Source organism: Alkalilacustris brevis (assembly GCF_003350345.1).
Lineage (GTDB): Bacteria > Pseudomonadota > Alphaproteobacteria > Rhodobacterales > Rhodobacteraceae > Alkalilacustris > Alkalilacustris brevis.
Window position 1 is genome coordinate 43,788 of the sequence record NZ_QNVJ01000085.1, and the last position, 25,280, is coordinate 69,067.

Below are 25,280 nucleotides of genomic sequence, written 5' to 3' on the forward strand. Positions count from 1 at the left end.
CAAGTGTGGCTTTCCGGCGGTTTACGGTCCGTTTCGTCCTGCCCCGCCAGTATAGTGCACTATGGTATACAAAACTTTCTCCTTCCCCCTTGAACGCATCCCCACAATCGGGCATGAGCGTGGCCAGCGAGACCCCTGTTGCCACATGAGGGAGGCCACACCCATGCCCATCGTTACCGGACACGACAGCGCCAAGGCGCGCAAGACCCTGAAAGTAGGCGACAAAAGCGTCGCCTACTACTCGATTCCCGCCGCCGAGGCGGCCGGGCTCGGCGAGTTCTCGAAACTGCCCGCCGCGCTGAAGGTGGTGCTCGAGAATATGCTGCGGTTCGAAGACGGCAAGACCGTCAAGACCGATGACATCAAGGCCTTCTCCGACTGGGCCAAGAACGGCGGCCGCAGCCCGCGCGAGATCGCCTATCGCCCGGCCCGCGTGCTGCTGCAGGACTTCACCGGTGTTCCCGCCGTGGTCGACCTGGCCGCGATGCGCGACGCGATCATCGAGCTGGGCGGCGATGCCGAAAAGATCAACCCGCTCAACCCGGTCGATCTGGTGATCGACCACTCGGTGATGATCGACGAGTTCGGCAACCCGCGCGCGTTCCAGATGAACGTGGACCGCGAATACCAGCGCAACATGGAGCGCTACACCTTCCTTAAATGGGGGCAGAACGCATTCAACAACTTCCGCGTGGTCCCGCCGGGCACCGGCATCTGCCACCAGGTGAACCTTGAATACCTGGCCCAGACCGTCTGGACCGACACCGACCAGAACGGCGAGGAAGTCGCCTATCCCGACACGCTGGTGGGCACCGACAGCCACACCACCATGGTCAACGGCCTGGCCGTGCTGGGCTGGGGCGTGGGCGGCATCGAGGCCGAGGCCGCGATGCTGGGCCAGCCGATCTCGATGCTGATCCCCGAGGTCGTGGGCTTCGAGCTGACCGGCCAGATGGTCGAGGGCACCACCGGCACCGACCTGGTGCTGAAAGTGGTGGAGATGCTGCGCAAGAAGGGCGTGGTGGGCAAGTTCGTCGAATTCTTCGGCGAAGGGCTCGATCACCTGCCGCTGGCCGACCGTGCCACCATCGCCAACATGGCGCCCGAATATGGCGCCACCTGCGGCTTCTTCCCCATCGACGACGAGACCCTGCGCTATCTGGAGCAGACCGGCCGCGACAAGGACCGCATCGCGCTGGTCGAGGCCTATGCCAAGGAAAACGGCATGTGGCGTGATGCGGGTTATCGCCCGGTCTACACCGACACGCTGCACCTGGACATGGGCACCATCGTGCCGGCAATCTCCGGCCCCAAGCGCCCGCAGGACTACATCGCGCTCGATCAGGCCTCCAAGGCGTTCGGCGAATATATCTCGGGCCAGCGCCCGGAAAAGCGCGCCGACAATGGCGACAAGTCCGAATGGGCCAGCGAGGGCGGCCAGCCCGCCCCCAACGACATCCCCGGCGATATCGGCCATCACCGCATGGGCAAGGTCGAAGGGCAGGACTACACGCTGCATGACGGCTCGATCGTGATCGCCGCGATCACGTCCTGCACCAACACCTCCAACCCCTATGTGATGATTGCCGCGGGCCTGGTGGCGCGCAAGGCGCATGAGCTGGGCCTCACCTCCAAGCCCTGGGTCAAGACCTCGCTCGCGCCGGGCAGCCAGGTGGTGTCGGAATACCTCGAGGCCGCCGATCTGCAGAAAGACCTCGACGCGCTCGGGTTCAACCTTGTGGGCTATGGCTGCACCACCTGCATCGGCAACTCCGGGCCGCTGGCGCCCGAGATCTCGAAATGCATCCACGACAACGACCTGATCGCCACGGCAGTCCTGTCGGGCAACCGCAACTTCGAGGGCCGCATCAGCCCCGACGTGCGCGCCAACTACCTGGCCTCCCCGCCGCTGGTGGTGGCCTATGCGATCGCCGGCGATCTCAACATCGACATCGCCCGCGACCCCCTGGGCACCGACAAGGACGGCAACCCCGTCTACCTGAAAGACATCTGGCCCACCAACGCCGAGATCACCGATCTGGTGCACAAGACCGTCACCCGCGAGGCGTTCCAGTCGAAATACGCCGATGTCTTCAAGGGCGACGAAAAATGGCAAGGCGTGCAAACGCCCGACAGCCTCACCTATGACTGGCCCTCGACCTCGACCTATGTGCAGAACCCGCCCTATTTCCGCGGCATGAAGCCCGAACCCGGCGAGATCGAGAATGTCACCGGCGCGCGGATGCTTGCGATGCTGGCCGACATGATCACCACCGACCACATCAGCCCGGCAGGCTCCTTCAAGGAAAACACCCCGGCCGGCCGATACCTGGTCGAACGCCAGGTCGCCCCGCGCGAATTCAACTCCTTCGGGGCGCGGCGCGGCAACCACGAGGTGATGATGCGCGGCACCTTCGCCAATATCCGCATCCGAAACGAGATGCTTGATGGCGTCGAGGGCGGCTTCACCAAGGGGCCGGACGGGTCGCAAATGGCCATGTTCGATGCCGCGATGGCCTGGCAGGATCAGGGCGTGCCGCTGGTGATCGTCGCCGGTCAGGAATACGGCGCGGGCTCCTCGCGCGACTGGGCGGCCAAGGGCACGGCACTGCTGGGCGTCAAGGCGGTCATCGCCGAGTCGTTCGAACGCATCCACCGCTCCAACCTGGTGGGCATGGGCGTGGTGCCGTTCGAGTTCACCGGCGGCGACTGCCGCAAGTCGCTCAAGCTGACCGGTGACGAGACCTTCGACATCACCGGCCTCGAGGGCGATCTCAAGCCGCTGTCGGAAGTGCCCTGCACGATTACCCGCCCCGATGGCTCCAAGACCGAGATCACGCTCAAGTGCCGCGTCGATACCGAGGTCGAGCTGGACTACCTGCGCCATGGCGGCGTGCTGCAATACGTGCTGCGCAACCTGGCCGCCGCCTGAAGCCCCATGCGGCGGGCCGCCACCGGGGCGCACCTGCCGCATGGGCCTTGGCCCGCACCCTCCCCGCGGGCAAGGCCTGAAACCCGGGCATGAACGCCCGCCCCGCCCCGGCGCCGCCCGATGGCAGGCGCCGGGGTTCAGACCGCACCCTGCGGCTCCGCCCCCGCCGTGCCCGCGATCCGGAGATACCGATGACCCAGAGATTCGTCGCGATCCTGATTGCCGTCTTCTTTCTCGGGCTGATCGCCGTGATGGCCAGCGTGACCTTCTTCGTGCGCGATCCGCTGCCCATCGCCTCGCCGCGGATGCCGGTGACACTGGCTGCCGAAGGCCCCGGCCCTGCCGCGGGCGCCGAAGTCTCGCTCGACGGCTCGTACCGTTTCGACATCCTGATCACCCTGCGGCCCTCGGCGGCGCGCCCCGAGGTGGCACTCGTTCACCCGGCAAGCGGCGGCCAGCCCGTGCTCCCCGACCTGAGCGAGCCCGCCCCCGGCCAGTTGCGCGCCACCGGCCAGTTCACCGCCCATGGCCGCTGGGAAATCCTCATCGAAGGGGGGCAGGCCCGGCAGTCCCTGCCCTTCATCCTGCGCGAATGACCGCCCTGACACCCTCCCGCCTTGGTGCTCCGGCGTCACGCCGCACCCCGCGCCCATGGCGGCCAAAATGGGCATTCCCGCGCTTCTTCTTGGCGAAAATATCCTCGCCGAAGGCCCCCGCCCGAAACGGGCGCGCGGCCTCCCGTTCTTCCCGGCGCCCGGTGACGGCGCTGACTCGCTAGACCCGCCCTCATGGGTCGACTATAGCCAATTCAGTTGCAAGAAAGGCTTGAAAAACATGGCAGACCAGAAGTTTCCCGACATCGTCTACACCCAGGTCGACGAAGCGCCCGAACTCGCCTCGGCCTCGCTTCTACCGATCATCCGCAGCTTCGCCTCGGCTGCCGGCGTCGAGGTCGGCATGCGCGACATCTCGTTGGCCGGGCGCATCATCGCGGCCTTCCCCGAATGGCTGAGCGAAGACCAGCGCCAGACCGACGACCTCGCCGCGCTGGGCGAATGGGTCAAGACCCCCGAGGCAAATGTCATCAAGCTGCCCAACATCTCGGCCTCGGTGCCGCAGATGATGGCCGCGGTGCGCGAACTGCGCGAAAAGGGCTATGCCCTGCCCGATTACCCGGAAGACCCGCAAACCGACAAGGAACGCGACATTCGCGCGCGCTATGATGCCGTCAAGGGCTCGGCGGTGAACCCCGTCCTGCGCGAGGGCAACTCCGACCGCCGCGCCGCGCTGGCGGTCAAGAACTACGCGCGCAAGAACCCGCATTCGATGGGCGAATGGTCGGCGGACAGCAAGACGCGCGTGGCCTCGATGCCTGGCAACGACTTTTTCGCCAACGAGAAATCGGTCACGCTGAGCGCCGCACAGGCCGGCCCCGCCAGGATCGAGCTGGTCGCGGATGACGGCAGCGTCAGCGTGCTCAAGGATGGCGTCGATTACCCGGCGGGCACGGTGGTGGATGCCACCTACCTGTCGGTGCGTGTGCTGGGCGATTTCCTCGCCGAGGAGATCGAGAAGACCAAGAAGGATGGCACGCTGTTCTCGCTCCACCTCAAGGCCACGATGATGAAAGTCTCCGACCCGATCATCTTCGGCCATGCGGTCAAGGCCTTCCTCAAGCCGGTCTTCGACAAGTATGACGCACAGCTCAAGGCGGCCGGGGTGAACCCCAACTCGGGCCTGCGCGACATGTTCGAGCGCATCGAGCAGATGCCCGAAAAGGCCGAGATCATGGCCGCCATCGACGCCGTCATGGGTGACCGGCCGCCGATGTACATGGTTGATTCCGACAAGGGCATCAGCAACCTGCATGTGCCCTCCGACGTGATCATCGATGCCTCGATGCCCGCGCTGATCCGCGCCGGAGGCAAGGGCTGGGGGCCCGACGGCAAGGCCGCCGACACCACCTGCCTGATCCCCGACAACTGCTATGCGCCGGTGTTCGACGAGACGATCGAGTATTTCAAGGAAACCGGCGCGCTCGATCCGACCACAGCCGGGGCGCTGCAGAATGTCGGGCTGATGGCGCAAAAGGCCGAGGAGTACGGCTCGCACCCGACTACCTTCGAGGTGCCCCATGCCGGCGTGGTGCGCATGGTCGCCGCCAATGGCGACATCCTGCACGAACACGCGGTCGAGGCCGGTGATATCTGGCGTTCGTCCAGCGTCCGCAAGGCGCCCATCGAGGATTGGGTAAAGCTGGCCATCGAACGTCAGGCCGCCGAGGGCTGCGAGGCCATCTTCTGGCTGGACGAGACGCGCGCCCATGACGCGCAGCTGATCGCGCTGGTCAAGCCGATGCTCGAGGCCGCAGGCGTGGCCGACAAGTTCCTCATTCTCGACCCGCGCGCGGCCACGCGGCGTTCACTGGAAACCATCCGCGCCGGCAAGAACACCATCGCCATCACCGGCAACGTGCTGCGCGACTACCTGACCGACCTCTTCCCGATCCTGGAGTTGGGCACCTCGGCCAAGATGCTTTCCATCGTCAAGCTGATGAATGGCGGCGGCATGTTCGAGACCGGCGCCGGTGGCTCGGCGCCCAAGCATGTCCAGCAGCTGATGGAGGAAAACCACCTGCGCTGGGACAGCCTGGGTGAGTTCTGCGCCCTGGGCGAAAGCCTGAAGCTCCTGGGCCGCAGCCGGTCGAACCTGAAGGCCACGCTGCTGGGCGAAGCGGTCGAGGCCGCGACGCAGGGCATTCTCGATCAGGGCCGCTCGCCCAGCCGCAAGGTCGGCCAGCCCGACAACCGCGACAGCCATTACTACTTCGCGCTCTACTGGGCGCAGGCGCTGGCGGCGCAGGACAAGGATGCCGAACTGGCCGCGCATTTCGCGCCCCTCGCCAGGGCACTGGCCGAGAACGAGGAAAAGATCACCGGCGAGCTTCTGGCCGCGCAAGGCAAACCCGCCGATCTGGGCGGGTATTTCAAGACCGACCCGGCCAAGGTCGCAAAGGTGATGCGCCCCTCGGCCACGCTGAACGGGATCATCGGCTGAGGCCGCCCGCCCCGCCTGCCCGCTCGGGCGGATGGCGCGCGGCAAGGAAAACAGCATCCGCGGGCGCCCGGCCGGGGCGCCCCGGATCCAGCGGAAAGCACGGGCGCGCGATCTTCACGACCACTCTTGCAACGGGGGCAAAAGGCCCTCCATTGCACGGCGAACACCGCCCGTCGGCGCGGCCACCCTGCCAGCCACGGAGCACAAGCAGAGGAAAAAGCCATGAAAATTGCCATTCTTGATGATTACGCAGGCGTCGCGACCAGCCTGGCCGACTGGTCCGGGCTGGGCGAAGTCACCGTGTTCAGCAAGCCCATCGGCGGCCCCGAGAAGGTGACCGAGGCCCTGCAGCCTTTCGACATCGTCTGCGTCATGCGCGAGCGCACCCCCCTGCCCGCCAGCGTGATCGAGGCGCTGCCGAACCTGAAGCTGATCGTCACCACCGGGCCGCGCAACGCCTCGATCGACATGGCGGCGGCTCGGGCGCGCGGCATCCCCGTTTGCGGCACCGAAACCCGCAAGACCACCACCTCAGAACTGGCAATGACGCTGATCCTCGCGCTCAACCGCCAGATCGTGACCGAGGCGCAAAGCCTTCAGGACGGCAATTGGCAAAGCGGGCTGGGGCGTGACCTGAACGGGCTGACACTGGGCCTGGTGGGGCTTGGCTCCATCGGCGCGCAGATGGCCGGGCTGGGGCGGGCCTTCGGCATGAACATCGCCGCCTGGTCGCAGAACCTGACCGAGGCGCGCTGTGCCGAGCTGGACGTGAAGCGCTGCGCCAGCCTTGAGGATCTGATGGCCACATCGGATGTGGTTTCGGTGCATCTGATCCTGTCGGAGCGTTCGCGCGGGCTGATCGGCGCGCAGGCTTTCGAGGCGGCGAAACCCGGCGCGGTCTTCGTGAACACCTCGCGCGGGCCGATCGTGGACAGCGCCGCGCTCCTGGAGGGGTTGCGCGCGGGCAAACCGGCCAAGGCCGGGATCGACGTGTTCGACCGCGAGCCGCTGGCCGCCGATGACCCGATGATCGACCGCGCGTTGATCGACCAGGGAAAGCTGCTGCTGACCCCGCATCTGGGCTACACGACCGAAGCCACCTTCCGCGTCTTCTACGGCCAGACGGCCGAGGCGATCAAGGCATGGCAGGCGGGCGAGCCGGTCCGCGTGCTTTCGCCGGCCTGAGTGGCTGGTCGCAAGGCACCCGAAGCTGATGGCGTGACGTGACGGCGGGCCGGTCCGTTACCGACAGGCGCTGCAACCGCGGGCAAAGCGCCGCATTGGCCTTGAGGCGCTCACGGCGCAGGCGTGACCGGCTCTGCTTGAAACGCACCGCATGATGGCGCGGGCAGTGCCCGACTGCGGGCGGAAGCGAAGCGCCCGCCCGGGGGGGCGGTCGGGCGCTGCCCGTGCTTGCGGCACGGGCGGGGCATCTTTGGCCAATGATTCGACCAGTGGTAATCGCGCCCATGGGCGGCTCTTTCGAGCTTGCGAGGCAAACCGCCTGGCGCACGCGCTGCAAAGCAGTTCCCCATGGTCAAGCGCGGCTCGTGACAGCCTTGAACCGATGCGTCACTTCAACGCCCCCCGGCAGCCCCTAAACACCTGCCGTCAACTCCCGCTACAACTGGTGATCCGGGCTGCCGCCATGGGCGCGCAGATACCGCAGCAGCGCGCGGGTGGAGGCGTCGGTTTCGGGCAGCGGCCCGCCCTCCACGGCGGGCAACAGGCGCTGCGCCAGTTCCTTGCCCAGTTCCACCCCCCATTGATCGAAGGAGTTGATCCCCAGGATCACCCCTTCGACAAACACGCGGTGCTCGTAAAGCGCGATGATCCGGCCCAGCATTTCGGGGGTAAGCTGCGGATAGATCAGCGTGGTGGAGGGGCGATTGCCGGGAAACACCCGGTGGCGGGCCTGGGTTTCCAGTGCCGCGCCCTCGAACCCGGCTGCAGCAGCCTGGGCGCGGGCCTCCTCAAGGCTGCGCCCACGCAAGAGCGCCTCGGCCTGCGCCAGGCAATTGACCAACAGCATCCGGTGTTGATGGGCAAGCTCGGGCTCATGCCCCCGCGCGGCCAGCAGGAACTCGCAAGGCACCACGCGCGTGCCCTGATGCACAAGCTGCATGAAAGCGTGTTGCCCGTTGGTGCCCGGCTCGCCCCAGATGATAGGGCCGGAGTCGCGCTCAAGCGCCGTGCCGTCAAGCGCGACGCGCTTGCCGTTGCTCTCCATCTCGAGTTGCTGCAGATAGGCCGGAAGCCGCGCCAGCCGCTGGTCATAGGGCAACACCGCGCGGGTCGGGTAGCCGCAAACCTGCGCGTGCCAGATGCCCACCAGCGCAAGCATCACGGGCATGTTGTCTTCCAGCGGCGTTTCGCGAAAATGCGCATCCATCGCCGCGCCGCCGGCAAGGAACGCCTCGAACTGCTCTGGCCCGATGGCCAGCATCAGGCTCAGCCCGACCGGCCCCCACAGCGAATAGCGCCCGCCCACCCAATCGGCAAAGCCGAACACCCGCGCGGGCGCGATGCCGAACTCCGCCGCGCGTTCGGGCGACGAGGATAGCGCGACGAACTGCGCGCCGGGGTCGGCCGCCTGCGCGGCCATCCACACCCACGCAGCCCGGGCATTGGCCATTGTCTCGGCGGTGGTGAAGGTTTTCGAGGCCACGATCACCAGCGTGCGCACCGGGTCCAGCCCGGCCAGCGTGTCATGGATATGCGCGCCGTCCACGTTGGACACGAAATGGCAGCGCGGCCCATCGTGATATGGGGCCAGCGCCGCCACTGCCATGGCCGGGCCGAGGTCCGAGCCGCCAATGCCGATATTGACCACATCGGTGATCGGCCCGCCCTGCCCCGCCAACCAGCCCGCGCGCAGATCCTCGGCAAAGCCCTTCATCCGCGACAGCGTTTCGCGAATGCCGGGGCTGACGTCTTCGCCATCCACCCGCACCGCACGGCCGGGGTTGCGCAAGGCCGTGTGCAGCACCGCGCGGCCTTCGGTGACATTGATGCGTTGACCGTCGAACATGGCCGCGCGCCGCGCCTCGACGCCGGCCGCGCGCGCCAGGTCCAGCAAAAGCGCCCGCGACCACCCGTCGAGACCGGTTTTCGAGTAGTCGAACAGCATCTCGCCGCAGCGCACCGAGAAATCGTCGGCACGATCGCCCGCATCCTCGAAAAGCCCGCGCAGAGGCCGATCCGCCACCGTCCGGTGATATGCCGCCAGACCGGCCCAGATCGTTTCCACCTGTTCGTTCATGCGCTGCCTCACTCGGCCCAGTGCACCGTGGCCTGATCCAGCAAAAGCCGGATCGGCGCCTCTTCCACCGTCATGTCGGCGGCGCGCTCAAGGGCCGCGCGCTTTTCCGGGCCGGTGATCACCACATGGGTCGTCATCGCCTTGCGCAGCACCGGCGCGCTGAGAGTCACGCGCCATTCCTCCGATCCGGCGGGGCGCGTCGCCACCAGCGGGGGCGCGTCACTTGCCAGCGCCTCGGCCAGTTCCGCGCTGCCGGCAAAAAGCGAAGCCGTGTGCAGATCGCCGCCCATTCCCGCCAGCAGCACGGTCAGCGGCAGATACGGTGTCAGCCCCTCGGTCAGGCCCGGCAGGGCAGATTGCGGCGTGGGGTCGTCTGCGATCATCGGCACCAGCTGCGCCTGCGCCGCATTGCCCTGCAACAGCCGCTTGTGCACCAGCCGTGTGTTAGAGCGCGGCGCGTCGGCAGGCACCCAGCGTTCATCGGTCAGCACCACCGTGACGCGCTCCCAGTCCAGTTCGATCCCCGAAAGCACGTCGAACACTGGCCCCGGCGTGGTGCCGCCGGGCACCGCAAAGGTCACGCGATCCTGCCGGCGCAGGAAATCGCTCAACTCGCCCGCCAGCCGGTCGGCCAGCGACAGAAACATCATCTCGCGGTCAGGATATTCCTGGAATGTCATGGCGCGATCTCCCTCCAGCGGCGGCCATCGCGGTGCAGCAGGCGCTCTGCGTCCTCCGGCCCGGCACTGCCCGCCCCATAGCCGTGCGGCGGCCCGGCAGCGGCCCATCCCGCAATCACCGGGTCGGTCCAGGCCCAGGCGGCTTCCACCTCGTCGCCGCGCATGAAGAGCGTCTGATTACCCCGGATCACATCCATGATGAGCCGCTCATAGGCATCGGGGATGTCGGCCCCCTCTTCACCCAAGGCCTCGGCGAATGACATGTCAAGCGGAACATCCTTGAGCCGCATCCCGCCCGGCCCCGGCTCCTTGATCATCACATGCAGCTTCATGCCCTCGTCGGGTTGCAGACGTATGACCAGCACGTTTTCCTGCCAGCGCTCGCTTTCGCCGAAGATCGAATGCGGCGGCGCGCGGAAGGTCACGGCGATTTCGCTGGCGCGGGCGCTCAGCCGCTTGCCGGTGCGCAGATAGAAGGGCGTGCCCTTCCAGCGCCAGTTCGATATCTGCACCTTGAGCGCGACGAAGGTTTCGGTGTCGCTCGCGCCGCAGCCGGCATCCTCGGCATACCCTGCCAGGCCCTGCCCCGCGCGATACTGCCCGCGCACCACGTCGCGGCCATCCACCGGATCGAGCGCACGGATCACCTTGAGCTTTTCATCGCGCACCGCGTCCGGCTCGAAACGGAAGGGCGGCTCCATCGCGATCAGGCACAGAAGCTGCATCAGGTGGTTCTGCATCATGTCGCGCATGGCGCCGGCGCCATCGTAATACGCGCCGCGCCCCTCCACGCCGACGGTTTCGGCCACGGTGATCTGCACGTTGTCGACGAAGCGCGCGTTCCACAGCGGCTCGAACAGGGTGTTGGCAAAACGCACCGCCATCAGGTTCTGCACGGTTTCCTTGCCTAGGTAATGGTCGATCCGGTAGATCTGCGCCTCGTCAAAATGCCGCGCCAGGGTCGCGTTGAGCGCGCGCGCGCTTTCCTGATCGTGGCCGAAGGGCTTTTCCACCACCACCCGGCTGTCGGCATTGGCGATGCCATGTTCGTGCAGCCGCGCGGCCAGTTCGCCAAACAGCGCGGGCGCGACCGAGAAGTAGAACGCCCGCACCACATCCTCGCGCAGCAGCGCGGCCAGTTGCGGCCAGCCCCCATCACCGGCGGCGTCGAGGGCAACATACTCGATCCGCCTGCAAAAGGCGCGCAAGCTTTGCGCGTCGCGCCGGGCGGGAGGCACCAACTCGTTCAGCAGGGCGGCCACTTCGCGGCGGTAGGTTGCGCTGTCCATCCTGCCGCGGGCGGCACCGATGATCCGCGCGTCATCCGGCATCTGCCCGTCGCGGAAACGGCGGTAGAGGCCGGGCAGGATCTTGCGCCGCGCCAGGTCGCCCGTGGCCCCGAATATGACCAGGTCGAAAGGTTCGACCGGAATGACGCGTGCAACCATGCTCTTCCTCGATACGCCCTGCCGGGCGGTCTTGCCCGCGCAACTCTAGCAACAACGCCCCCCGACACAAGCGCGGCTCGAAATGCACGCGCCGCTTGCGCCGATGACGCGCCGCGCATCTGGCCGGGCCGACGGGGCCGGCAAGGGCAGATGGCGCAGCGAAAACAAGCGCGCCCGCCACCCGAATTGACCCGCCCCCCGCCGGGGGACATTATCGCCGGCCCTGCGGCCGATTCCACTGCCGCGCCCATTTGCACTGACGACGCATCCATGACCCCGACAGCCGATACGCCCGAACTGCCATCCTCCCGGCCCGATGCCGCGCAGGCCCGCGCCAAGCGCCGGGTCACATGGGTGGGTCTTCTGGTGAACCTGCCGCTTGCGCTGGGCAAGATCGTCACGGGCTGGACCGCGGGTAGTCAGGCGCTGGTGGCAGATGGCGTGCATTCGCTGGCCGACCTGGCCTCGGATGTGACCGTGCTCTGGGCGCTGAAACACTCGGCGCGCGGCCCCGACAGCAAACATCCCTATGGCCATGGCCGGTTCGAGACGCTGGCCACCCTGGCCGTGGCGGCAGCGCTGGCACTGGCGGCCGTGGGAATCCTGTTCGATGCCGGGGCGCGGCTGCTCGCCCAGACGCCCGCACCGCCGCCCACGTTGCTGGCGCTGGCCGTGGCGGGGCTTTCGCTGCTGCTCAAGGAGGCGCTCTATCACCTCACGGTGCGGGTCGGGCGGGTCAGCGGCTCAGCGCTGGTCGTGGCCAATGCCTGGCATCATCGCTCGGACGCGCTGTCATCGGTGGTGGCGGCACTGGGCATCGCCGGGGGCATGGCCGGGTTGCCACTGTTCGACCCGCTGGCAGCGGCGGTGATCGCGGCGATGCTTTTGCGCGTCGCCTGGAGCCAGGGGCGCCCCGCCGTTCACGAGCTTGTCGACACCCAGGCGACCGAGGAAGACACCCGCGCCATCGCCCGTGTCCTGCGTGCCACCCCCGGCGTGACGGGGCTGCGCGCGCTGCGCGTGCGCCAGCATGGCAACGCGCTTTCCGCCGATGCCAGCCTTCTGGTAGACCCCGAAATCACCGTGACCGAAGGCCACCGCATCAGTGAGGCCGCCCATTCCCGCGCCGTCGCGGCGATCCGCGCGCTGGATCACATCGTGCTGCACATCGAGCCTGACGGCCATGCCGAGGGCTTCGGCGCCATGGCCGCCCCCCTGCGCGCCGAAATCGAGCAGACGCTGCGCGGCCTGCTTGGCCGTCACTGGCCGGCCATCACCCTGCGCGAGATCCGCCTGGGCTATTTCGATGAGGGCATCAACGTCGATCTGGTGGCGCATCTGTGCGACGCGGACCGCCCCCGCCAAAGCCAGCTGGAGGCCGAAATCACCCGGCACATGCGCGCAGCACAGCCCGCCGTGGCCCGCGTCAACCTGCATTGCGTCAGCGAATAGGGCGCGCCCCCCGCGCCCCTCCGGGCGCTCCGATCGGGGGCATAGACCTGCCTGCCACCCTGAGCGACGCCGGAGAACTCTCGCCAAGGGCGGTGGAAGATTCGGGGACGGAGCAACATCAACCAAGCGCCGGGCGCAACTGGATGAATGATCAGTTGCAGGCCAGGTAAGAAACATACGAGCTTGCAATTTTCCCTACACATGCGCTTGTGCTTGCATTCAGCCCACGCCGCTTGCTAAGAGCGCCGGGACGTGGAGAGGTGGCCGAGTGGTCGAAGGCGCACGCCTGGAAAGCGTGTAGGCGGGAAACCGTCTCGCGGGTTCGAATCCCGCTCTCTCCGCCACTTAACCAGCATAAGTCCTTGTTTTTGCATAATATGCGTGAACCGCGGCCAACTCTCTCCCCCAATACTTCCCCCAGATGAAAAGAGACCCATCCCTGCCACGCAAAAGGCCGGAGCAATGCCCCGGCCCTGCGTCGTGGTGGCCACCCTCAGGCTTGCTCGGCCTCTGGTCCCTGCTGCGACTCGCCATGGATTTCGGCAAGAACATCGGCCCCGACCTTGCCGCCGATGCTTTGCCATTCGCGATTGCGAAGCTTCCACATCTCGGCCATCTTCTCTTCAAGAATGGGCCGGATGATGCGAAAGGCCTTTGACTCGCGCTGCATCTCGTCCACGAGGCGAATCTGGTCCTCGATTACATCCAGCGCCGAAATCAGCCCGTCGATGTGATTCAGGGCCTCGTCTGTGGCCTCGAAAGCGTCTCGCTGGTGCTTGGGAACGGTCATTTCTTCCACTCCCTCTCCATCGCTTCCGCAAAGCCCATAGCCTCGCGCACGGTCGTACGTATGCCACTGGCCACGGCATAAACCTGCCGCTCCTGGTGTTCGTTGCACTCCGCGGCATCCAAGATGGATTCCAGAACGTCCGCGTATGCTTCGATGCGCTGGTGACGGCCCAAAAGCTCGAAGTCGGGGTGTTCTGGCAAGCCGGGGGTGTTCCCCGGAATCGGGGTTTCTTTGGTCATGATGTGCATCCTTTTGGTTGCTGCTTCTAGGAAATTGTGTATCGTAACCATAATGGCGCCATGCTGGTGTCGTCAACCACAAAAATGGGTTTCATAACTAAATGACCGGAAACCAACTCAGGGCAGCCCGCGCGCTCGCCGGACTAGACCAAAGCCATCTTGCAGAGAGTGCAGGCGTAAGCGTCAACACCATACGGAACCTAGAGGGTGCAGGGGCAGGACTTGTGAAGAGCCGCATGGACACGGTTCATAAGCTTGTGGCCGCCCTTGAAGCGGCTGGCGTGGTCTTCCTGCCTGAGAATGGCAATGGTCCGGGTGTTGCACTCAGAAAGGAATGAGGGATGGACAAGAATTTGCAGATCGAGATTTATGCGAAACTATCAACACTAGAGTATCTTCTCGAATGTTCGTTTGCGCAGCACTTGGCGGTGCAGGCGCTGGAATTTCAAACACAAACAATTTCTGAGATACGCAGGCTTTCCAAGCAGGGCTATACGTCGAGTTCGGACAGCGACAGCGATTTTCTTCTGCAGATCGGGGTTAGGACGAGCGAGATGACAAGCCGCCTTCTCGACAAGATTGAAGAGCGTGCGATGCAAATTCGAAAAGAGATCGAATAGAAAGGCCGGGACAGCCCTGCCGCCCCGGCCCTTGATCGCCCCCGTTTTTCAGACGTGGCGATCTGCGCCACGCGGGCAAAGGAGGTAGACCCGCTGCGCCTTCTGGGGGTTTCACCGCACTCGCCCAGTTGCGGGTTGGGTTCGCGCAATGACTGAACGCGGGCCACACAACTGCCCGACCGTTGGGGGTGAGCACGTCGCCCCAGGGTGGTCAGCCCCTAACTCAGCGCCAGGTCGAACAGCTTCGGCGACAGCTTGTGCCCGGACGTTTGCGGCACGGTCTTCGATCCGCCCGGCGGTGTTGCCCGTTTCAGCGCGAAGTGTTCCAGCAGCGCGGCATCCATCGCGCGCAGGGCATCGATATGGTGCGGTTGCAGCGGCCAGCGCTTGAGCCGGGCCCAGGCCTCGATCTCCTGATAGCTGATCGGGTTCGGGCCGAACTGGTGCCAGCTGCGCGCCATCGACAGTTCAAGGAACGCCCGCCACAGTGGCGCGGCGCCTGCAGGGATATTCAATGAAGCCTTGCCCTGCAGCTGGTCGGTCACGGCCTGGGCAAGCGCCTTATGGTATTCACTGCGCCGCATGGATCACCTCTTCACCGTTCGGGGTGCCCGCCCGAAGCGGGTCTTGTTGGCCCCGTCGAAGCCGCCCCGGGCGTAATCCTCGCGCACGGCGGAAACGACCATGTCGACCATGGCGCGGCCATCCACGGATTCACGCTGGCGTGCCTCGACCTTGGCGTCGGAGAACTCGTTCTTGACGTTGACCACGACCTGCGGCCCGCCTGCTGCGGCTGTGGCGCCGACAGCACCGCCGCTGGCATATCCCTGCGCGGCCTTGTGCATGGACTCCAGGCGCCCGACGCCGAGGCGCTGCACAGCGGCCTTGCTGAAAACATACTCGCCCCGGTGAACGATGCCCGCGGGCTGGTTGCGGGTGCCGTCGCCGGTGTAACCACCGCCCGCGAAGCCGCCCAGCATCCCCCCCAGAAAGGCAAATGGCCCGCCGCCTTCGGCAAGGCCAAGCAGGGCCTTCTGCAGGTAGACCTGCGCCATCTGCTGCAAGAGCCGGGCAAGCGCCTGTTCGGCACTTCTGCCGCCGTCAACGATCCCCAAGAACAGATCGGTCATTGCCTGGGCACCACGCTGGGCGCGTGCCTCGGCCTCCTGCATTTCCTGCGCCGCGTTCGCCGCTTCGCTGGCCGCCCGGGCATAGGCATCGGCCATCCGGTCAATGGCCGCTTCCAGCTCCGGGGTGATTGCAAGCCCCTCGCGCTGTGCCGCGTTCAGAAGCCGGGCGCGCTGCATGGCAAAGTTGATCGCGTCACCGTATTCGCGGCCCGATTGCGCGGCGGCCACCAGTGCCACGGCCTCGGCCTCAAGCGCGCGCGTGCGGTCCTGCACGGTTTCGACCATGCGGGTAAAGTCACCAGCGCCCCCACCGCGCCCGCCGCCCTCGCGACCTGAGCCGCCCTGAGATGCCTCGCGCAGCGCGAGGTTGGCCCGGGCCTGGGCCTCGGCCTGCGCGTCGGTCAGCTCGATGCCCTCGGTTCGCGCCCGGCGCTGCACCTGCGCCAGTTCGCGTTCAAGCTCGATCTGCTCGCGCGTGCGTCCGGACAGCCGCTCTTCCTCGGCGAGGAACGCCACAAGCTCTTCCCGGGCCTTCCTGCGCGCCTGGGCATCGGTCTGCGCCTGTATCTCCCCAGCGCGACGCTGGGCCGCGTCAGACGGCCCCAGATCGGCGGCGACGTTCAGCGCGAGGGCAAGCCCCTGTGCGGCATCGGTCGCTGACAGAAGCGTCCCGCGCAGCGCCTGCACCTGCCCCATGACCCGATCGAAGCCCTGGGCATCGACATTTTGCAGATCGCCGAGAACCTGTTCGGCCCGGCCAGACACGCCCTCAAGGGCTTCTGCGAAATCTTCCTGGGACTTTTCCCCCGCCTCGAACTCGTCGACCAGCTGGGACAGTTCATCGCCGAGGCGTTCCAGCACATCGGCCGCGCCGATCTCGCCGAGATGTTCCAGGTTCAGCGCGAAGTCATAGAGGTCCAGCGCAACCCCGCTGGCCGAGTTCCCCAGCTCATTGATGGCGCGGTCGTAGTTGCCCACTGCAGCGGCAAGGGCCTCGTAAGCCGAGGGCTCGCCGATGGCGTCAATGAAGTCATCGCCCGCCACTTCCCGGGTGCGCCCCTCGCGGGCCTTGAGAAAATCATCGAACTCGACATTGAGCTGCGCCATGCGATCGATGAAATCCGCGATCTCCACAGCCATGCTGCGAAAGGTCGTGGAAACGCGCCGGGCCAGATCATTGAACCTGTCATCGAGTTCTTCGGCCCGCGCGATCAGGTGGCGATCGATCACGTCACCGGCCTCGATGGCCTCGCGGATCATGCGATCGATGCCGGCTGCGCCCTCGTTCATGGCCTGGGCCATGCGCCGGCCTGTATCCCCGAAAGCGGCCTGGGCGATTGCCAGCCTTTCCTGATCGCTGCTGGCGCTGCGGATCACGTTGGAGAACTCGCGCAGCAGGTCGCCCTGGGTGCGCAGCTCCCCGTTGGCATCGCGCAGCCGGATGCCGTAGCGCTCGACGGTGGTGTTCAGGGGGCCGGTGGCATTGGCCGCTTCGCCGACGCGCCGGGCAAACCGCTCAAGGCTGGCGTTCACCTGCTCTTGCGACAGCCGGGCCTCGCGGGCGAAACCGCGCTGCACGCCCTGCAATTCTTCCACATCCATCGACACATCGCGCGCGGTCTTGCCCAGTTCAGACAGTTCCGACACCGCACCGCGCACACCACGGACCAGCCCGGTGAAGGCCGCGGCCCCCAGAAGCGGGGCGCCGACCGTGCGCAGGACCGTGTTCAGGTTGCCCACCGCCGCCGAGGTGCTGGCCAGCGCGGTGTTGATCCGGGTGGAGCTGCGCACCATGTCGCGCTCCATCCGCCGGGTGGCGGTGCGGGAATTGCGCTGCAGGGTGTTATAGGTCCGAGTGCCCCGCCGTTCGGCCTGGCGCATGCGCTTCTCGAAGTCGCTGACCCGCGCCTCCAGTTGAACGAACAATCGTTCGGTATCGGACATCGCTGCGCCTCCTACGCCAGAAACATTTCATCATCGAACCAGGGCTCATCGGTGATGAACTTGACCTCGCCTGCGGCGCAGCGCGCCACGGCCATTGCAGTTGCGACAGCCCCATCGATCTTGTTGCCGCTCTTGCCCTTGTGGAAACTGCGGTTGCCCGCCTGATCGACGTGCAGCTGCACGTTCTCGAAGTTCCAGCGCAGCACCGGATGGCCGCCGTGCCGAAACCGCCGGCCAAGAATGGCCCGTTCCAGCTCCTTGACCGCCGGCGCCATCGAGACCCAGCCCTGCCGGAACTCGACCACGGGCAGCCCGTCATCGTTGAGGTTGCCCATCATGTGCCGGCCATAGGTCGGATCGAAGGCGATCTCGCGCACATTGAAGCGGGCGCAGAGTTCGCGCACATGATCCTCGACCGCGCGAAGATCCACGGTGTTGCCCGGGGTCGGGATGATGAACCCCTGCTTTGCCCATTCGACGTAATCGACGCCGTGCCGGTCCCCGCGATCGCGCAGGTTGTCTTCGGGACAGAAGAACCAGGCCCAGACCTGATAGCCATCGTCGCCATCTTCCCAGGCGGCAACCACGCATGTCAGGTCTTCATTCTTCGACAGGTCCACGCCCAGCCAGCAGGGCGCCTGCACCATGTCCAGCTCTTCCAGATCAACCGCATGCGCGCCCGCGTCATAGACGTGCATCTCGACAAAGGGGCTGGTCGACTGGTCAAGCCAGCGGTTGAGGTTGAACTGCATGAAACTGTCGCGTTCGAAGGGCGAGTGCTCGGCCTTGCGGGCCTTGTCGCGAAAGCCCGCGATGTCAGGATATCCATGCTTGAGCCCGGGATTGACCGCGTGCCAGAGCGCTTCATCGGTCCAGTCGTCTTCGGGCTCGGCCATGAAGATCACCGGCAGGGTGGCGGGGTCATCGATCTCGCCCTTCTGCACCCGGATCGCGTATTCAACGGTTTTCCAGGCGAGGTTCTCCTGCCCGCGCCCGGACGTGCTGGCGACGATCATCAGCGTGCCAGGCACCTTCACAAGCGCCGAGTCCAGCGCTTCCCATTGCCGCATTCCCGCAGCCCCATGCCAGGCGTGCAGCTCGTCGGCGATCACCACATTCGGGGTCTTGCCGTGCTGAACCTTGCCGTCACTTGCAACAGCGATGTAGCGGTTGCGCTCGGCATTGAAGGCGATCTTGCTGACATACTCGCGCACCGTCAGGTGCTTGGAGAGGCGCTTGTCATTGTCGATGATCAGGGCGGTTTCGTTGAACAGTTCCATCGCCTGCTCACGCGCCGAAGCCGCCGAGACGATCAGGCCGCCCGGCTCACGTTCCGGCCCCATCAGGTGCAGCAGATTCAGGGCAGCACAGAGCGAGGTCTTGCGATTGCCACGGGGCAGCAGCAGCACCACGCGGCGCACCACGCGGCTGCCGTCCTCGTGGCGCGGGCCATAGATGCGGCGCACGATCCGCTCCTGCCACGGGTCAAGCTGGAACGGGCTGCCCGGCGCCGGGTTCTTGGGGTGGCGCAGGCGGCGCAGCCAGGTAACTGCCTTCTCACCCCGGCCCAGCGGATCGGGAATGTCGCTGCCGTCCTCAAGCCAGGAGGGAATCATCATCGCCATCATCCCTGATTGAAGGCCGCGACCGCGAAACCGGGGTCAGCCCCAGCTCGGCCGCCAGCTGTCGCGCGGTGGTGGTGGCCTTGTCCTGCATGCGAAACAGTGCCGGATCGATCGCGTCGGCGGCCTGTATCGCTCGCTCGACCTCGCGCACGCGCCCGATCGCGACACAGTAATTCTCGACGCTGCCCAGATCGGCACGGGTCAGGATGCGCCGCTTCACAAGCGCGGGCATCACCCGGCGCCATTCCGCCCGGGCATCCTTGGACAGCCAGCCCGGCGCCTGGGGCACGCGGTCCACTGCGTCATTGTCGATGACAAGCTGAGGCTTGGTGCCCTTCATTCCGCCCCCTCATGCGTGACCGTCCGGATTTCCAGCCCGTGCTCATGGCCCAGCACCGCAACCTCGCGGATATTGTGGGCCTCGCCACGCCAGACGATCCGGTCATCATTGCCGACGCCCGCCAGGAAGCGGGTGCGAAAGATCACGACGCGCTCGTCACTGGCGCCCTGCGAACGGATGAACTCTTCGGTCGATTGCTGCACCACCTCGGCGCGCAGGGTCGCCAGCTCCGCCCAGTCGAATGATGGCGTGCCCGCGGCGTCCACGGTCTCCGTGGCCCGTTGAACGGTGATCTTGTGGCGCAGCCTGCCCGACCTCATTGCGGCACCTCCAGCACCAGCGCTTCCACCGTCACGATGGCATGGCTGGTTTCGCCGTCAGGATCGCGCACCGTGCGGATGCCAGAGACAAAGCAATCAATGCAGTGCAGGCCGGCGCCGAGGTCCGGGCGCTTCCACTGGATCACCTGCCGGATATTGCCCGCGATCTCGTTTGCCCCGGCCAGCGAAGGTTCCTTCTTCCACACATGGATTGTATGCCAGACACGGGTGCGGCGGCGCGCGATGCTTTCGCCGTCATCCACCGCCTGCGCCTCGCCGATGATGATGGAAGGCGTCGGTGCCGGGCGCTGGTTGCGGTCAAGGATCGAGCCGGGCGGCACATCGTCAGTGATCACCGAAGACGCCACAAGCCGCGCCCTGATCGCCTTCTGAACTTCCAGGGCCACGCTCATTTGCCTGCCCCCCAGTTGTCCTTCACCGCCTTGGACATGGCGCGCTTGATGCGGTTGGCGCTGCGCTTCCTGAGCATGCGAAAGGCCGGCCAGAAGAACGGCTGCGCCGGGTGATGGCGGGTGCCGAACTCCTGCAGGTGCGGATAGCGCACGTCGCTGGTGCCGACGCTCACCGCTGCCGCGCCCTCGGGCACCCTGTGTGCGCCGCCGGGGTGCGAATAAGGCGGGGTCATGTTGCCCGGCCCGGTCACAACGATGCTGCCTTTCAGATCGCCGCTGTCTTCGGGCGCCAGGGTCTCGGCCATGTCGGCGATCTCTTCGGCGCCGCGATAAGCCGCCGGGCCAACGGCCTTCCGCACCGCGGCGGGCATCGCCTGCATGCGCTGCTGAAAGCGCTTTATGCCACCGTCCCGCGCCACGTCAGAAGCTCCATTCCCGGTATTCCTGCACGATGTCAGCCACGCTGTGCGGCGACGGCGCGACGATGGTGCCCGTGATGGCGGCCTCGCGCTGCTCATACCACCAGGCAGCCAGCTGCAGCACCGCCTCACACAGAGGCTCGGGCACAGGCTCCTGGTCCTCGCCGCCGAACTGTTCCTCGATGCGATAGCCCAGCAGGCGTTCGATATGCCCCTGCGCTGCCGTCAGCTTGTCTTGCAGCAGGCTGTCGTCATCGGGCAACGTGATGTTGAGCTGGGCCTGCAGCTGTTCGGTCGTCACGATTGCCATTGGCGGAACTCCAATTTGAGCAAATGTTGCGCAAGCGTCCCCGCGCCGGTCCCCAAGAGGCGGTCAAAGTCGAAGACCACCCCCGGGGCATCAGATGAACTTCACGCTGGGTGCCTCGTATGGCTCCAGCGTCGCCGCGCTGAACATGCCGTGCTTCAGGTCTGAGCCGATGAACCAGGCGCAATGGCAGATGTCGCCTTCCACCTTGCTCACCGTCATGGCGGGGCCGCCGCTCTTCAGCTGCACGACATCGCCGGGCTTCACCTCAGCCATCACTCAGCCTCGGCAGCGGCCACGCGCACCACGTTGCTGTTGACCCAGAGCGAGGCGTTGAGCTTCATCACGCTGTTGGCGGTGTCATAGGCTTCCGTGGCACTGGCCACCTTGGCGATGAACAGGCGCTCGGAAGGGGTGCCGTCAGGCGGTGCATCGTTGAAGACCACGCGAAAGGCGTAATCGTGCGGCGCCTTTTCAGCGGCGATCAGCGCCAGCTGGCCGTCATCGTCGTAATCAATGGCCGCAATCACTTCCATCGGCGGGGAAGAGCGGGTGCCCTTGAGCCGCTTGGTGCGGGCCTCGCTGATGATGTCTTGCGTGATCTCTTCGGAGGCATCGCCAAGCGTGCCCAGGCTTTCCAGCCCGCCGATCTCTTCCCAGCTTTCGCTGTCGAAGTCGGACTCGATGAAGTCGGCAGACTGCATCGACTTGACGCCGCCGATGTAGAGCTTGCTGCCTGCAGTGGCAAAGATCATGGTTCACTTCCTTCTACTTTCGCGCCGCTCTTGCCGTTGCTTGGCGCTGTTGTGGTGATGGCCGCAGAGCGGCTGCCAGTTGCTGCGATCCCAGAAGAGGGTGCTGTCGCCCTTGTGCGGTGTCTTGTGATCCGCTGTGGTGGCCGGGGCGCCGCACATGGCGCAGGCCGGGTTGCGGCGCAGGAACGCCCTGCGCGCCTTCTCCCAGGCGCCGGTGTAGCCACGGGCGCTTGAGCTGGGGCGCTGCCTGTCGAACCGTGCCTTGCGGTCGCGGTCGCGCAGCTTCTCGCAAGGGCAACGGGCACCGCTGGCCACCCGATGGCCGCATGCGCAGAGCCTCGGGGGCTTCATTGGCATCGGGGCACCTATGGATGGCCAGCGGGGTCATTACTCGTCACCCGGACCTTTCATCAGGACCGCGGCCTCGGGCTGCAGGAGGCGGCCCCCGACACGGCGGCGGGCGCGCATCTTCACGATGCCATTATCGGCGCCGGTGAAGTCGTCGCGCATGATCTGCACGCCGATACGGTCAACGATGGTGTAGGCCGTGTTCCAGTCGCCCAGGGCGATCGGGAAGGTGTCTTCGGCAGGGGTCTCGCCGCTCTCCAGGTCGGGCATGTCCGGGGCCTCGACCACCGGGCGGCCCAGAAGACGCGGCGGGGTGCCATCGGCCAGCCCGTCAGACCACATCGCGCCCTTGACCGTGGTGTCGGCAGCCTTGCGGATGATCCCCATGGTGTTGCGGTTCATCATCCATGCGGCGTTGCGCGCATAGCCGGTCTTGAGCTTGTAGAACAGATCGATGACCGCAGCGACCACGGCCTCGGCATCAGCGTCCTGCGCCATGTCGTGCTGCGTGAACAGCGCCGGGTTGTCCAGGAAGCCGAAAGGCTTGCCGTCGCCATCGCCCGCGATGAAGGCCTGAGCCTCGGCCAGTCCGAACTGTTCGGCGATCTGCCCGGCAAGATAGGCCTGCAGGTCGATGAAGCTGTCTTCGATCAGCTGCTGGCTGATAGGCACGATAACAGCATGCTCGTGGGTCTCGATCTTGATCTGATCGAACACCGGCTGCGATTCCTGCCGCTCGCCGGTTTCCGTGACCCAGGTTCCGGCCAGCTTGGTTGTGACCACCGGGAACAGCACTTCCGTGGTGCCGATGGCCATGACCCGCGCCACCTGGCGCATCGGGCTGATCTCGGTGATCTTCTCGATGATCTGGCGGCTGTATTCAGGCGCGACCGCATAGCCGCCGGCGCTGTTGGTGCCCAGGTTGAGGCTGGATTTCTGCTCAACGTCCAGCCCGGATGCGCCCTGGCGCAGAAAGGTGTTCAGCGCCTTGGCCTCGATGGCGGCCTTGTCCTCGCCGTCACCGCCGCCGCCGGTGATCCGGTTGGACTTGGCTTCCAGCTTGTCCAGGCGTTCAGTGATCTTGGGCAGGGTCTTCAGCTCGCCCTCGATCTCTCCCATCTTCTTTTCGATTTCGGCAGTGTCCTGCCCTTGGTTTTCTTCACTCATGTTCTCGAACTCCGATATTGCTGATTTCGCGTGCGTGATGCGCGCACCGGGATGCGCGGGAATCGCCACCACCGAGACTTCCATCAGGTCTGCCGCTGTGATGTGCCGCCCCCGGCGAAGCGGCTTTGCGGCCTTGGTGACAAAGCCGATCGACAGCCCCGTCACGGCCCCGCTCGTGATCATCGCGCGCACCTCACGGGCTCGCGCGACATCATCGATCAGAAGCCGCCCCTTCACGGTCAGCCCCTCATCGGCCTCGGTGATCTGATCCCAGACGCCGACCACCTGCCCCTGATCGTGGCCAAAGAGCATCGGCAGGGTTTCCGGCGCCGAGAGGGCGCCCTTGGTGAACATGTCGCCGACGCGGTCGGGCGTGCCGTAGGGCCAGGCCACACCCTCGATCGCGCCATCTTCCTGCGCGGTGATCTGCGCCTTGAGTTCCAGCCGATCCATCAGCGATCCCCCATGAAGGCAGCGCGATCCCCGGCGAAACCGTCGACCTGCTGCTGAATCCATTTCGCCATCGAGAGAACCCGCACCACGTTGGCATGAGTGAACGGGATGGCCTTGCCGTCCTCTTCGATGGTCCAGCCCAGCACACAGCGGGCCAGGCATTCGATGCGGGCCTTCTCGCGCACCTCGGCCGAGACCCGCCCGTCTTCATCGGCAAGCGCGGCCAGATCATCGACCAGGCGCAGCTCGGCCTTGCGCTGGGTCATGCTGTCAGGCCCGGCCACGCGGAAAGTGATGCCGATCGCCTTGCCCGTGACCGGGTCAAGCAGCTCGAACTCGCGGCCCCGTTCCTGATCCTCGGTGTTGCTGGCGATCTCAGTCAGATCCATTGTCCCCTCCGGTGCTGCCCGGCTGGTTGTCGCCGGTGTTCGGGTTCGCGTATTGGTTGCCGCCCTCGTAGGGCTCCAGGTCGAGCCAGGCGCGGCCCTCGTTCGGGTTGATCACCCGGCTGGCAATCAGGCTGTTGATCGCGGTGGCCCGGGTCGTCAGATCGGCGCGGGTCAGATCGTCGCGGTCGAAGTGAACGCGCCAGAATGGCCGCTCTTCAGGCGTGAACAGGGCTTGGCGCAGCGCGCCTTCCAGCGCCACCAGCCACGGCTCCAGGCAGTAACTCAGGAACTCGCGGCCCATCTGCTCGGTGTTGCTCCACGTTGCCCGGTCAAGGTGGAACAGCATCGACGGCGGCACGCGGAAGGCTCGGGCCACTTCCTCGATGGCGAACTTGCGGTTCTCCAGGAACTGCGCATCGGTGCTGGTCAGCTGGAAGGCTTCGAACTCGGCCCCGTCATAGAGGATGGCCGTGCGCCCGCCGGTGTCTTCGCCCTCATGCACCGACCGCCACGCGGCACGGGCTTTCTTCACGCTGTCCTCGCCCATGCCTTTCGGGAACTTGAGCGCGCCGGAAGGCTTGGCCCCACGCCCGAACAGCCGCGCCGCGTGGCGCTCCATGACGATGGCCAGGCCGATGGCTTCGCGCGCCAGCGACAGGGGGCTGCGACCGAAGGGGCTGCGAAGGTGGATCACGTCACGGGCGGCCAGCGGGTTGCCCTGCAGCCGATAGGACGGCTCGCGGGTCAGCTGGTCATAGTCCACCGTGATGCTGCCACGGGTGTAATGGATGATCTCGACCGGGCGTTCGTTCACCCGGTTGACCCAGGCCAGGCCCCCGGCATCATGGATCAGGGCATCGATGACCAGATCGCGGATGAAGTCCGGGGCGGGCGTGAAATCGTTGGCCTCGTGCTTGAGAAGCGACAGCGCCGGATGCGTCGGGTCGGGGGTCTCGCGCCCGTTCTCCCCGATCCGCCGGATTTCCACGTCGAGCGTGGCAGCGGCCTCGCTGATGACCCGGATCGCGCTATTGACCGCGGGAACGCGCAGCGCCGAGGTGGCGCCCACCGAAACCCCCGATTGCGTCGGCGCAGTGCCGAACAAGTCCAGCAGCCAGCTTTCCGGGTCGGAAATGCCGGATTTCTGCTCGACGGGCTGCTTCTTCGTAAAGGGCCAGATCATGCGCCGA

General features: G+C 66.1%; 26 protein-coding genes and 1 tRNA gene. 8 read left to right on the forward strand and 19 right to left on the reverse strand.

Features of this window, described 5'->3' with window-relative positions:
* The first annotated feature begins 163 nt into the window (after window positions 1-163).
* The 4 genes from acnA to DQ229_RS13550 all read left to right on the forward strand — a co-directional run bounded on the left by acnA (window position 164) and on the right by DQ229_RS13550 (window position 7,174).
* Complete coding sequence (acnA, locus tag DQ229_RS13535) at window positions 164-2,932, forward strand: aconitate hydratase AcnA (RefSeq protein WP_114966794.1); 2,769 nt, start codon at window positions 164-166, stop codon at window positions 2,930-2,932.
* Window positions 2,933-3,123: 191 nt separating this feature from the next.
* Window positions 3,124-3,528 (forward strand): hypothetical protein, encoded by a 405-nt coding sequence (locus DQ229_RS13540; RefSeq protein ID WP_155326530.1) that lies wholly within the window; start codon window positions 3,124-3,126, stop codon window positions 3,526-3,528.
* Between the two features lie 238 nt (window positions 3,529-3,766).
* Complete coding sequence (locus tag DQ229_RS13545; protein ID WP_114966825.1) at window positions 3,767-5,989, forward strand: NADP-dependent isocitrate dehydrogenase; 2,223 nt, start codon at window positions 3,767-3,769, stop codon at window positions 5,987-5,989.
* A 222-nt stretch (window positions 5,990-6,211) separates the two neighbouring features.
* A complete protein-coding gene (locus DQ229_RS13550; RefSeq protein ID WP_114966796.1) occupies window positions 6,212-7,174 on the forward strand; it encodes a D-2-hydroxyacid dehydrogenase family protein in 963 nt (320 codons plus the stop codon).
* Between the two features lie 436 nt (window positions 7,175-7,610).
* Here DQ229_RS13550 and pgi read toward each other — a convergent pair whose 3' ends face one another.
* From pgi to zwf, 3 genes are read right to left on the reverse strand one after another with little or no spacing between them, the layout of a single operon-like run.
* Window positions 7,611-9,251 carry a glucose-6-phosphate isomerase gene (gene pgi / locus DQ229_RS13555; protein ID WP_274378848.1) on the reverse strand — a complete coding sequence of 547 codons (1,641 nt, stop codon included), beginning with the start codon at window positions 9,249-9,251 and terminating at the stop codon, window positions 7,611-7,613.
* Window positions 9,252-9,259: 8 nt separating this feature from the next.
* On the reverse strand, window positions 9,260-9,931 hold the full coding sequence (gene pgl / locus DQ229_RS13560) for a 6-phosphogluconolactonase (protein ID WP_114966797.1): 672 nt from the start codon (window positions 9,929-9,931) through the stop codon (window positions 9,260-9,262).
* Complete coding sequence (gene zwf / locus DQ229_RS13565; RefSeq protein WP_114966798.1) at window positions 9,928-11,379, reverse strand: glucose-6-phosphate dehydrogenase; 1,452 nt, start codon at window positions 11,377-11,379, stop codon at window positions 9,928-9,930. Before zwf ends, pgl begins: the two co-directional genes overlap by 4 nt.
* Window positions 11,380-11,649: 270 nt before the next feature.
* Between zwf and DQ229_RS13570 the strand changes: the two genes are divergently transcribed.
* The gene (locus DQ229_RS13570) at window positions 11,650-12,831 is read left to right on the forward strand and encodes a cation diffusion facilitator family transporter (protein WP_162300875.1); all 1,182 of its coding nucleotides are present in this window, start codon (window positions 11,650-11,652) and stop codon (window positions 12,829-12,831) included.
* A 254-nt stretch (window positions 12,832-13,085) separates the two neighbouring features.
* A tRNA-Ser gene (locus tag DQ229_RS13575) sits at window positions 13,086-13,175 on the forward strand.
* Window positions 13,176-13,324: 149 nt separating this feature from the next.
* Here the strand turns inward: DQ229_RS13575 and DQ229_RS13580 are convergent.
* Window positions 13,325-13,621, reverse strand: a complete 297-nt coding sequence (locus DQ229_RS13580; RefSeq protein WP_114966800.1) for a hypothetical protein — start codon at window positions 13,619-13,621, stop codon at window positions 13,325-13,327.
* Window positions 13,618-13,860, reverse strand: a complete 243-nt coding sequence (locus DQ229_RS13585; RefSeq protein ID WP_155326531.1) for a hypothetical protein — start codon at window positions 13,858-13,860, stop codon at window positions 13,618-13,620. Before DQ229_RS13585 ends, DQ229_RS13580 begins: the two co-directional genes overlap by 4 nt.
* Before the next feature lie 101 nt (window positions 13,861-13,961).
* Here DQ229_RS13585 and DQ229_RS13590 point away from each other — a divergent pair, with 101 nt between their 5' ends.
* On the forward strand, window positions 13,962-14,198 hold the full coding sequence (locus DQ229_RS13590) for a helix-turn-helix transcriptional regulator (RefSeq protein ID WP_114966802.1): 237 nt from the start codon (window positions 13,962-13,964) through the stop codon (window positions 14,196-14,198).
* Window positions 14,199-14,201: 3 nt separating this feature from the next.
* Window positions 14,202-14,480: a hypothetical protein gene (locus tag DQ229_RS13595; protein ID WP_114966803.1), complete on the forward strand. Its 279-nt coding sequence runs from the start codon at window positions 14,202-14,204 to the stop codon at window positions 14,478-14,480.
* 218 nt (window positions 14,481-14,698) lie between these two features.
* Here DQ229_RS13595 and DQ229_RS13600 read toward each other — a convergent pair whose 3' ends face one another.
* The 14 genes from DQ229_RS13600 to DQ229_RS13665 form a co-directional block, all read right to left on the reverse strand.
* A complete protein-coding gene (locus DQ229_RS13600) occupies window positions 14,699-15,025 on the reverse strand; it encodes a phage tail assembly chaperone (protein WP_162300876.1) in 327 nt (108 codons plus the stop codon).
* A gap of 42 nt (window positions 15,026-15,067) precedes the next feature.
* On the reverse strand, window positions 15,068-17,554 hold the full coding sequence (locus DQ229_RS13605; RefSeq protein ID WP_114966805.1) for a hypothetical protein: 2,487 nt from the start codon (window positions 17,552-17,554) through the stop codon (window positions 15,068-15,070).
* 11 nt (window positions 17,555-17,565) lie between these two features.
* Entirely contained in the window at window positions 17,566-19,173 is a 1,608-nt protein-coding gene (locus DQ229_RS13610) for a terminase large subunit (protein ID WP_114966827.1), read from the reverse strand.
* A complete protein-coding gene (locus tag DQ229_RS13615; protein ID WP_114966806.1) occupies window positions 19,151-19,519 on the reverse strand; it encodes a phage terminase small subunit P27 family in 369 nt (122 codons plus the stop codon). Before DQ229_RS13615 ends, DQ229_RS13610 begins: the two co-directional genes overlap by 23 nt.
* Window positions 19,516-19,839 carry a phage head closure protein gene (locus DQ229_RS13620; RefSeq protein WP_114966807.1) on the reverse strand — a complete coding sequence of 108 codons (324 nt, stop codon included), beginning with the start codon at window positions 19,837-19,839 and terminating at the stop codon, window positions 19,516-19,518. Before DQ229_RS13620 ends, DQ229_RS13615 begins: the two co-directional genes overlap by 4 nt.
* Window positions 19,836-20,252, reverse strand: a complete 417-nt coding sequence (locus DQ229_RS13625; RefSeq protein ID WP_114966808.1) for a DUF3168 domain-containing protein — start codon at window positions 20,250-20,252, stop codon at window positions 19,836-19,838. Before DQ229_RS13625 ends, DQ229_RS13620 begins: the two co-directional genes overlap by 4 nt.
* A complete protein-coding gene (locus tag DQ229_RS13630; RefSeq protein WP_202909585.1) occupies window positions 20,249-20,671 on the reverse strand; it encodes an HK97-gp10 family putative phage morphogenesis protein in 423 nt (140 codons plus the stop codon). The genes DQ229_RS13625 and DQ229_RS13630 overlap by 4 nt, the downstream gene beginning before the upstream one ends.
* A gap of 1 nt (window position 20,672) precedes the next feature.
* A complete protein-coding gene (locus DQ229_RS13635; RefSeq protein ID WP_114966810.1) occupies window positions 20,673-20,981 on the reverse strand; it encodes a head-tail connector protein in 309 nt (102 codons plus the stop codon).
* 90 nt (window positions 20,982-21,071) lie between these two features.
* Window positions 21,072-21,254, reverse strand: coding sequence for a YodC family protein (locus tag DQ229_RS13640; RefSeq protein WP_202909586.1), 183 nt, complete (start codon window positions 21,252-21,254; stop codon window positions 21,072-21,074).
* The gene (locus DQ229_RS13645; RefSeq protein ID WP_114966812.1) at window positions 21,254-21,733 is read right to left on the reverse strand and encodes a hypothetical protein; all 480 of its coding nucleotides are present in this window, start codon (window positions 21,731-21,733) and stop codon (window positions 21,254-21,256) included. The genes DQ229_RS13640 and DQ229_RS13645 overlap by 1 nt, the downstream gene beginning before the upstream one ends.
* 3 nt (window positions 21,734-21,736) lie before the next feature.
* On the reverse strand, window positions 21,737-22,048 hold the full coding sequence (locus DQ229_RS13650; RefSeq protein WP_338014178.1) for an HNH endonuclease signature motif containing protein: 312 nt from the start codon (window positions 22,046-22,048) through the stop codon (window positions 21,737-21,739).
* Window positions 22,049-22,120: 72 nt separating this feature from the next.
* Window positions 22,121-23,701, reverse strand: a complete 1,581-nt coding sequence (locus DQ229_RS13655) for a phage major capsid protein (RefSeq protein WP_238381086.1) — start codon at window positions 23,699-23,701, stop codon at window positions 22,121-22,123.
* A complete protein-coding gene (locus DQ229_RS13660) occupies window positions 23,701-24,090 on the reverse strand; it encodes a hypothetical protein (protein ID WP_114966814.1) in 390 nt (129 codons plus the stop codon). The genes DQ229_RS13655 and DQ229_RS13660 overlap by 1 nt, the downstream gene beginning before the upstream one ends.
* Entirely contained in the window at window positions 24,077-25,273 is a 1,197-nt protein-coding gene (locus DQ229_RS13665) for a phage portal protein (protein ID WP_114966815.1), read from the reverse strand. Before DQ229_RS13665 ends, DQ229_RS13660 begins: the two co-directional genes overlap by 14 nt.
* Window positions 25,274-25,280 lie beyond the last annotated feature (7 nt).

Excerpts from the sequence above, each read along its gene's own strand:
- DQ229_RS13590 (WP_114966802.1), top strand. The coding sequence starts at position 13,962 with ATGACCGGAAACCAACTCAGGGCAGCCCGCGCGCTCGCCGGACTAGAC.
- DQ229_RS13615 (WP_114966806.1), bottom strand. The coding sequence starts at position 19,519 with ATGAAGGGCACCAAGCCTCAGCTTGTCATCGACAATGACGCAGTGGAC.
- DQ229_RS13620 (WP_114966807.1), bottom strand. The coding sequence starts at position 19,839 with ATGAGGTCGGGCAGGCTGCGCCACAAGATCACCGTTCAACGGGCCACG.
- zwf (WP_114966798.1), bottom strand. The coding sequence starts at position 11,379 with ATGGTTGCACGCGTCATTCCGGTCGAACCTTTCGACCTGGTCATATTC.
- DQ229_RS13570 (WP_162300875.1), top strand. The coding sequence starts at position 11,650 with ATGACCCCGACAGCCGATACGCCCGAACTGCCATCCTCCCGGCCCGAT.
- DQ229_RS13550 (WP_114966796.1), top strand. The coding sequence starts at position 6,212 with ATGAAAATTGCCATTCTTGATGATTACGCAGGCGTCGCGACCAGCCTG.
- DQ229_RS13655 (WP_238381086.1), bottom strand. The coding sequence starts at position 23,701 with ATGGATCGGCTGGAACTCAAGGCGCAGATCACCGCGCAGGAAGATGGC.
- DQ229_RS13605 (WP_114966805.1), bottom strand. The coding sequence starts at position 17,554 with ATGTCCGATACCGAACGATTGTTCGTTCAACTGGAGGCGCGGGTCAGC.
- DQ229_RS13595 (WP_114966803.1), top strand. The coding sequence starts at position 14,202 with ATGGACAAGAATTTGCAGATCGAGATTTATGCGAAACTATCAACACTA.
- DQ229_RS13585 (WP_155326531.1), bottom strand. The coding sequence starts at position 13,860 with ATGACCAAAGAAACCCCGATTCCGGGGAACACCCCCGGCTTGCCAGAA.
- DQ229_RS13625 (WP_114966808.1), bottom strand. The coding sequence starts at position 20,252 with ATGAGCGTGGCCCTGGAAGTTCAGAAGGCGATCAGGGCGCGGCTTGTG.
- pgi (WP_274378848.1), bottom strand. The coding sequence starts at position 9,251 with ATGAACGAACAGGTGGAAACGATCTGGGCCGGTCTGGCGGCATATCAC.
- DQ229_RS13610 (WP_114966827.1), bottom strand. The coding sequence starts at position 19,173 with ATGATGATTCCCTCCTGGCTTGAGGACGGCAGCGACATTCCCGATCCG.
- DQ229_RS13540 (WP_155326530.1), top strand. The coding sequence starts at position 3,124 with ATGACCCAGAGATTCGTCGCGATCCTGATTGCCGTCTTCTTTCTCGGG.
- DQ229_RS13645 (WP_114966812.1), bottom strand. The coding sequence starts at position 21,733 with ATGATCTTTGCCACTGCAGGCAGCAAGCTCTACATCGGCGGCGTCAAG.
- DQ229_RS13635 (WP_114966810.1), bottom strand. The coding sequence starts at position 20,981 with ATGGCAATCGTGACGACCGAACAGCTGCAGGCCCAGCTCAACATCACG.
- pgl (WP_114966797.1), bottom strand. The coding sequence starts at position 9,931 with ATGACATTCCAGGAATATCCTGACCGCGAGATGATGTTTCTGTCGCTG.
- DQ229_RS13640 (WP_202909586.1), bottom strand. The coding sequence starts at position 21,254 with ATGGCTGAGGTGAAGCCCGGCGATGTCGTGCAGCTGAAGAGCGGCGGC.
- DQ229_RS13660 (WP_114966814.1), bottom strand. The coding sequence starts at position 24,090 with ATGGATCTGACTGAGATCGCCAGCAACACCGAGGATCAGGAACGGGGC.
- acnA (WP_114966794.1), top strand. The coding sequence starts at position 164 with ATGCCCATCGTTACCGGACACGACAGCGCCAAGGCGCGCAAGACCCTG.
- DQ229_RS13665 (WP_114966815.1), bottom strand. The coding sequence starts at position 25,273 with ATGATCTGGCCCTTTACGAAGAAGCAGCCCGTCGAGCAGAAATCCGGC.
- DQ229_RS13580 (WP_114966800.1), bottom strand. The coding sequence starts at position 13,621 with ATGACCGTTCCCAAGCACCAGCGAGACGCTTTCGAGGCCACAGACGAG.
- DQ229_RS13545 (WP_114966825.1), top strand. The coding sequence starts at position 3,767 with ATGGCAGACCAGAAGTTTCCCGACATCGTCTACACCCAGGTCGACGAA.